General features: G+C 74.8%; 6 protein-coding genes. 4 read left to right on the top strand and 2 right to left on the bottom strand.

The genetic code is table 11. The annotated features are described in order from the left end of the window. Positions 1–158: 158 nt before the first annotated feature. On the bottom strand, positions 159–1,625 hold the full coding sequence (yczR, locus tag ABTZ17_RS35460; protein ID WP_352199931.1) for a MocR-like transcription factor YczR: 1,467 nt from the start codon (positions 1,623–1,625) through the stop codon (positions 159–161). Between the two features lie 851 nt (positions 1,626–2,476). Between yczR and ABTZ17_RS35455 the strand changes: the two genes are divergently transcribed. Beyond that, entirely contained in the window at positions 2,477–3,016 is a 540-nt protein-coding gene (locus ABTZ17_RS35455; protein ID WP_352199930.1) for an ArsR/SmtB family transcription factor, read from the top strand. A gap of 20 nt (positions 3,017–3,036) precedes the next feature. After that, on the top strand, positions 3,037–4,350 hold the full coding sequence (locus ABTZ17_RS35450) for an MFS transporter (RefSeq protein WP_502994977.1): 1,314 nt from the start codon (positions 3,037–3,039) through the stop codon (positions 4,348–4,350). 30 nt (positions 4,351–4,380) lie between these two features. Here the strand turns inward: ABTZ17_RS35450 and ABTZ17_RS35445 are convergent, their stop codons facing one another. Beyond that, complete coding sequence (locus ABTZ17_RS35445) at positions 4,381–4,680, bottom strand: DUF5955 family protein (protein WP_352199928.1); 300 nt, start codon at positions 4,678–4,680, stop codon at positions 4,381–4,383. A 132-nt stretch (positions 4,681–4,812) separates the two neighbouring features. On the opposite strand from ABTZ17_RS35445, the gene ABTZ17_RS35440 reads away from it, so the two are divergent. Both ABTZ17_RS35440 and aceB read left to right on the top strand, forming a co-directional pair. Further along, positions 4,813–5,382, top strand: a complete 570-nt coding sequence (locus ABTZ17_RS35440; protein WP_352199932.1) for a nucleotidyltransferase family protein — start codon at positions 4,813–4,815, stop codon at positions 5,380–5,382. Positions 5,383–5,630: 248 nt separating this feature from the next. Further along, a complete protein-coding gene (aceB, locus tag ABTZ17_RS35435) occupies positions 5,631–7,250 on the top strand; it encodes a malate synthase A (protein ID WP_352199927.1) in 1,620 nt (539 codons plus the stop codon). The last annotated feature ends 63 nt before the right edge of the window (positions 7,251–7,313 follow it).

Here is a 7,313-nt window from a genome sequence, read left to right as displayed (position 1 = left end):
CTCGGCCTCCAAGGTCCTCGAAGAGGAGCCGAGACGAAGCGCGGAACGCGCGCAGTGCCGCGAGGTGCGGTGCCAGGCGTCGCGGGCCAGGCAAGGTCCGGAAGACACGACTTAGGCGCACCGGGTCCCGACGGGAACGGGCCCGGCGGTGTCCACCGTCAGGCCACCCAGTGCGGGCGCTCCACGGCGCGGGGCAGCGGGACCCCCTCGTGGAGCGCCTCCGCGAGCCGCCGTACGCCTTCCTCCAGCAGGGGCTCGGGGAGGGTGTACGGCAGCCGCAGCCGGTGCTCGAACGTGCCGGGCTCCACTCCGAAGCGGGCCCCGCGGCCGATGTGCACCCCGGCCGCGCCGGCCCGCTCGGCGAGGGCGGAGCTGACCGGCTCGCCGAGGTCCACCCAGAGGGAGAGGCCGCCCGGCGGCACCCGCCAGGACCACTCGGGCGCGTGCCGGCGCAGCGCCTCCACCAGCGCGGCCCGTCGTCCGCGCAGCTCCTCCAGGCGGGGCGGCAGAGTGCGTTCCAAACCCTCCAGCAGCCGTACGCCGACCAGTTGGTCCAGGACGGAGCCGGTCATGTCGGCCGCGACCCGGGCCGCCGTCAGCTCGGTGATCACCTTGGCCCCGGCCCGGATCCAGCCGACGCGGATGCCGCCCCAGTGGGTCTTGCTGAGGGAACCGATGGTCAGGACGTGGTCGGCACCGCCGCGCGGGGCGACCGCGGCGAGCGGGGCGGGCGGCGGGACGTCCAGGGCGATGTCGGCGATGGTCTCGTCCACGACGAGCGTCGTGCCGGTGCGGCGGGTCTCGGTGAGCAGCCGCAGCCGGTCCTCCGGCGGCATCAGCGCGCCCGTGGGGTTCTGGAAGTCGGGGATCACGTAGGCGGCGCGCGGCAGGGTCTGGCGCAGGGCCGAGGCGGCGATGTCGAGGTCCCAGCCGTGCTCGCCGACGGCCAACGGTACCGGCCGGAGCCGGGCGCGGCGCAGGGCGTCGAGGGCGTTGGCATAGGTCGGGTTCTCCACGGCCACCCGGTCCCCCGCCCGGCTGACCAGGCCGAGGGCGAGCACCAGGGCCTGTTGGGCGCCGGAGGTGACGAGGATCTGTTCGGGCCGGGTGGGCAGGCCGCGGCGGGTGTAGCGGTCGGCGAGGGCGGCGCGCAGCTCGGGGAGGCCCTGGGGGCGGTAGCCGGGGGTGCGGGCCAGTTCGGCGAGGCGGGGCGCGGCCCCGGCGAGGGCCTCCTCCAGGACGCCGGCGGGCGCCGCCATGGCGGCGATGGCCAGGTCGATGCCGGAATCGTCGGTGACGAGGGCGTGCGCCCCGACCGGGCGGTGGCCTTCGGGGAGTTCGGTGAAGGTGCCGGAGCCTCGACGGCTGCGCAGGTAGCCGCTCTCGCGGAGCAGGTCGTAGGCGGCGGTGACGGTGGCCCGGCTGGCTCCGAGGGCTTCGGCGAGGTCGCGTTCGGCGGGCAGTCGGACGTGCAGGCCGATCCGGCCGTCGAGGACGAGGGTGCGTACGGCGCCGGCCAGGGCCCGGTAGCCGGGTCGGGCCGTCACCCCGGGCGGGAGGAGCGCGGCGAGCTGACGGCTGCCCATCGTCCTGTCCACGCTGTGGACCACCGGTCCGCCTGCCATGCCAACCTCCCCCGATTGGCTCTGCGAGCCAGGCCAATCCTTCTCCAGACTCCCTGTACCGGCCCCCGATCGGCAAGGGAGAAAACCATGTGGCCATCCTCGCGCACCCCGGAAGACACCGTTCTCCGGGGTTCCGGCGTTCCTCTCACGGACCGGGCGGAGCGGGCCTTCGTCGCGGCGCGGGAGCAGCGGATCGCGGCTCCCTCGGATCTGGCCGACGGCCTCCGGCGGGTGACCGCGCGGCTGGCGCGGCCGGTGAGGAGCCGGCTGGAAGGGGCCTCGGAGCAGGGCCGTCCGCAGGTCCCGGAGGGGAAGGCCGACCGGGGCCCGGCGCGGAACCCGGAGCCGCGGACCACTGACGGACCGGCGGCCGATGGGGCGGCGGGCCGGCGGTGGCGGGTCACCTCCGATCGCGCGGTGTGACACGACGGGCGGCGGGCGGGGCGGTGCGGGGTACGGCGAGGTGTGAAATGTGACGGTGCGGTGTCACCGGTGAGGTGTGACCGTGCCATGTGACGGTGCCATGTGACCGGTCCAATCGGACCTCCCATCCGCGAAGTGGCCCGCTCGCCCAGGGCCCATTCCCCGTGGCCCGCTCGCCCAAGGCCCGCTCGCCCGTGGCCCGTCCCCCGGGGCCCTCCCCACGCCGACACCGGGCCGCGAGCCGTCGGGCCGGGCCGCGAGCCGTCGTGGGCCCGGCCGACGTCCGGCCGCCTCCGGGCTCGCCGACGCCCCCTCACCGACCGGCCACCACCCCGCCCTTCTCGGCCACCAGGCGCACGAAAGACGGTTTCCGGCCATCCGAAGGAACCGCCTTGCCCAATGGTCAAGAATCGTTGACCATTGCTCGCATGCCGACCGACGATCTACCCGAGACCTTCCGCGTCACCACGGAAGAGCAGTTGCGCGCCGTCTCGAACCTCACGCGCCACCGGATCATGTCCGTCCTCCGCTTCGAGCCCGCGACGATCACGCAGATCGCCCGGCGCGTGGGCCTGGCCAAGGGGAGTTCCAGCTATCACGTGCGGCTCCTCGAACGGGCCGGGCTGGTGAAGGTGGTGCGGACCCGCAAGGTGCGCGGGGTCACCGAGCGCTACTACGCCATGGCCGCCCGCTCCATCGAGCTTCCGGACCCGGGCGAGGGCGGCCCGGACCTGCTGATGCGGCACGCCGTCGCGGACCTGGAGGCCGCGCCCTCCGGGGCCGAGCGGCACGTCGGCATGGTCCACCTGCGGCTGACCGACGCGCAGTTCACCGAGCTGGGCGAGCGCCTCCGGACCCTGGCCGAGGAGTACCGGGCGCTGTCCGACCCCTCCCTGCCGGACACCTCCCTCGTGTTCGCGCTCTTCCACCCGGCGACGGGCGACCCGATCGAGGAGGAGACCGAGTGACCGAAGCCGTACGCACGGAGCTGCCGGCCGGGTTCGGGCGGCTGTGGACCGCCCAGACGGTCTCCTCCCTCGGCGACGGGGTGACGCACGCCGCGCTGCCCCTGCTCGCGCTGACCCTGACCCGGGACCCGATGGCCCTCGCCGTGGTCACGGCCGCCGGCACCCTGCCCTGGCTGCTCTTCGGCGTCCTGGGCGGCGCCCTCGTGGACCGCTGGGACCGGCGGCGCACGATGTGGGTGGCGGACGCGGTCCGCGCCGCCCTGCTGGCGATACCCGCCGCGGCGGCCGCCCTCGACGCGCTGAGCATCCCCCTGCTCGCGACCGTCGCCTTCCTCCTCGCCCTCGGCGGGCTCTTCTTCGACACGGCGGCCACCGCCTACCTGCCGGACCTCCTCGGCCGGGACCCCGTGCTCCTGGAGCGGGCCAACTCCCGGCTGCGCGGCGCCCAGACCGCCGCCTCCGGCTTCGCCGGCCCGCCCGCGGGCAGCGCCCTGCCGGCCCTCGGCCGGTCGGTGCCGCTGGTCGCCGACGCCGTGTCCTTCGCGGTGTCCGCGCTGCTGGTGCGGACCCTGCCCGCCGTGCCGCGGCCCGTGCCGCAGGCCCGCGAGTCCCTGTTGCGGCAGGCACGGGCCGGTGCCTCGTACGTGTTCCGGGACCGCCTGCTCCTCGGACTCGCCCTGCGACCGGCGGTCGGGAACATCGCCTTCGTCGCGGTCGAGACCGTGCTCGCGCTGTTCGCCCACGAACGCCTGGGCCTGGGCGCCCTCGGCTTCGGCCTGCTGCTGACCGCGGAGGCCGCCGGCGGTCTGCTCGGCGCGGGCTTCGCCTCGCTGCTCGGCCGACGGCTCGGCACCGGCACGGCGCTGACCTGCACGGCCGCCGTCGAGGGTGTCGCCGTCCTGGGCCTGGCCACGGCCACGTACCCGTACACCGCCGGCCTCTCGCTCGCCGTCTGCGGCGCGGCCATGGGCGCCACGATGGTGATCGCACCCTCCCTCCGGCAGGCGATCGTCCCCGCGGCCCTGATGGGTCGGGTGGCCTCCACCTCCCGGATGCTCGCGATGTGCGCGGCCCCCTTCGGCGCCCTCCTGGGCGGTTGGCTGGCCACCGCCCACGGAGTGCGCACCCCGCTCTACGCGGCGGCCGGTCTGCTCCTCGCGATGACCGCCCTCACCGCGACCCTGACCACCGACCGCCGGGTGGAGGCCGCCCTGCGCGCCGCCGCCGCGGCCGCCGCTCCGGCCCCGGAGTCGGACCGACGCCGGGCGGGCGAGGCCACCCCCGAGCCCGCCCCCACCCCTGAGCCCGCTCCCGCTCCCGCGCCCGCCGCGTAGCGGGCCGGTCGCCCCGACGGGCCGGGGCGGTCACGGACACAGGGCGCGGACCGCCGCGTGCAGCTCGGCCATCGGGGCCGCCAGGGCGCTGACGGAGCCGAGGGCGCCCGCCACGGCGAGGAGCGAGCGGAAGAGACGGGCCGGCTCGGGCCGGCCGCCGCGGGCCATGGCGTCCAGGGCGGCGAGTTCGTCCTCGGCGATGCCCCGTTCCGCCAGTTCGCCGCGGTAGCCGGCGAGCTCGCGTCGGAGCCGGGTGACCGCGTGCCGCAGCGCCGTCACCCTCGGGTCCCCGCCCCCGCCCACGCCCCCGGTGTCCACGCGCCCGCGCACGGCGGCAAGTCAACCACGGCGCGGTGATATGCAGGACCCATGGGACACGCCACGTACGACCGATCCGATTCAGGCCCCGCGGACCGGCCCGCGGACTCCGCGGCACCGGGTGCCGCCCCGCGGATCGCCGGGCTGCTGCTCGCCGCGGGCGGCGGGCGGCGGCTCGGCGGACGGCCGAAGGCCCTGCTGGAGCACCGGGGCCGGCCGCTGGTGGAGAACGCCGTCCGGGTGCTGCGGGAGGCGGGCTGCGGCCCCCTGCACGTGGTCCTCGGGGCCGCCGCGGCGGAGGTCCGGGCCCGGGCCGACCTCACCGGGTGCGTGGTGCTCGACAATCCGGACTGGGCCGAGGGCATGGGCTCCTCCTTGCGCGTGGGGCTGGCCTCGTTGGCCGGGACGGGCGCGGAGGCGGTCCTGGTCTCCCTGGTGGACCAGCCGGGCATCGGGGCGACCGCCGTGGCCCGGGTGCGGGAGGCGTACCGGGACCGGAACAGCCTGGTCGCGGCCTCGTACGCGGGGGAACGCGGGCATCCGGTGCTCTTCGGCGCGGACCGCTGGGCGGACGTGTCGGCCGGCGCCACGGGGGACAAGGGTGCGCGCGTCCACCTGAGGAACCACGCCGCGGAGGTCATCCTGGTGGAGTGCGCGGACGTGGCCCAGCCCTACGACATCGACACCCCGCCCGACCTGGCCCGGCTGCTCTGAGCGGGGCGTGACCGGGGTGGCACTGAGAGCCATCCGACGTTCCGGTCTGTCGACTCGGAGAATCTCGATATCAACAAACCATTGAACTTCCACGACGTGGAAATTACTATCCACTGGTCAGAAGCGCCCTGAACCCCAAACGGCGCCCGCGACCGTATTCCGGAACTGTGCACACCCGGCGGCACCCCGTGCCGCGAGCGAGCATTCCCCCGCGGCCGCCAGGCACCGCCGCTGAAGGAGTGACAGCCATGTCCGCACCAGCGCCGTCCCCGCTGGCCATCGTCGCCGCCGAGCCCCTGCCCCGGCAGGACGAGGTCCTCACAGAAGCGGCGCTGGCCTTCGTGGCCGAGCTGCACCGCCGGTTCACCCCGCGCCGTGACGAGCTCCTCGCCCGTCGCGCCGAGCGCCGGGCCGAGATCGCCCGCACCTCCCACCTCGACTTCCTCCCGGAGACCGCACAGGTCCGGGAGGGCGACTGGAAGGTGGCGCCGGCCCCGGCCGCGCTGAACGACCGCCGCGTGGAGATCACCGGTCCCACGGACCGCAAGATGACCATCAACGCCCTGAACTCGGGCGCCCGCGTCTGGCTCGCCGACTTCGAGGACGCCTCGGCTCCCACCTGGGAGAACGTGGTCCTCGGCCAGCTCAACCTGATCGACGCCTACGAGCGCCGCATCGACTTCACGGACTCCCGCACCGGCAAGTCCTACGCCCTCAAGCCCGCCGAGGAACTGGCCACCGTGGTCATGCGGCCCCGCGGCTGGCACCTGGAGGAGCGGCACGTCCGCATCGACGGCCGCGCGGTGCCCGGCGCGCTCGTCGACTTCGGCCTGTACTTCTTCCACAACGCCCAGCGCCTGATCGACCTCGGCAAGGGCCCGTACTTCTACCTGCCGAAGACGGAGTCCCACCTGGAGGCCCGCCTCTGGAACGAGATCTTCGTCTTCGCGCAGGACTACGTGGGCGTCCCGCAGGGCACCGTCCGCGCCACCGTGCTGATCGAGACCATCACGGCCGCGTACGAGATGGAGGAGATCCTCTACGAGCTGCGCGACCACGCGGCGGGCCTGAACGCGGGGCGTTGGGACTACCTGTTCTCCATCGTGAAGAACTTCCGTGACGGCGGCGAGAAGTTCGTGCTGCCGGACCGCAACGCGGTCACGATGACCGCCCCGTTCATGCGGGCGTACACCGAACTGCTGGTCCGCACCTGCCACAAGCGCGGGGCGCACGCGATCGGCGGCATGGCGGCCTTCATCCCGTCCCGCCGGGACGCGGAGGTCAACAAGGTCGCCTTCGAGAAGGTCAAGGCCGACAAGGACCGCGAGGCGGGCGACGGCTTCGACGGCTCCTGGGTGGCCCACCCGGACCTGGTCCCGATCGCCATGGCCTCGTTCGACGCCGTGCTCGGCGAGAAGCCGAACCAGAAGGACCGGCTCCGCGAGGACGTCTCGGTGGCCGCGGGCGACCTCATCGCCATCGACTCCCTCGACGCCCGCCCCACCTTCGAGGGCCTGCGCAACGCCGTGCAGGTGGGCATCCGTTACATCGAGGCGTGGCTGCGCGGCCTGGGCGCGGTGGCCATCTTCAACCTGATGGAGGACGCGGCCACCGCGGAGATCTCCCGTTCGCAGATCTGGCAGTGGATCAACGCGGGCGTGGTCTTCGAGGACGGGCGGACCGCCACCGCCGAACTGACCCGCGAGGTGGCCGCCGCCGAACTGGCCGCCATCCGGGCCGAGGTGGGCGAGGAGGCCTTCACCGGGGGCCAGTGGCAGCAGGCCCACGACCTGCTCCTGCAGGTCTCCCTGGACGCCGACTACGCCGACTTCCTGACCCTGCCGGCCTACGAGCGACTCGTCGGCTGATCCGGCTCCGGCTGATCGCACAGCAGCCGGATCCGCACCCTCCGCCCCCGGCGGCGCCTGCCG

Origin of the sequence: Streptomyces sp. NPDC097619 (assembly GCF_040302735.1) — a bacterium.
Classification (GTDB): Bacteria; Actinomycetota; Actinomycetes; order Streptomycetales; family Streptomycetaceae; genus Streptomyces.
The sequence above is the reverse complement of the archived record's forward strand: the minus strand, read 5'-3'. Positions and strand labels throughout refer to the sequence as shown.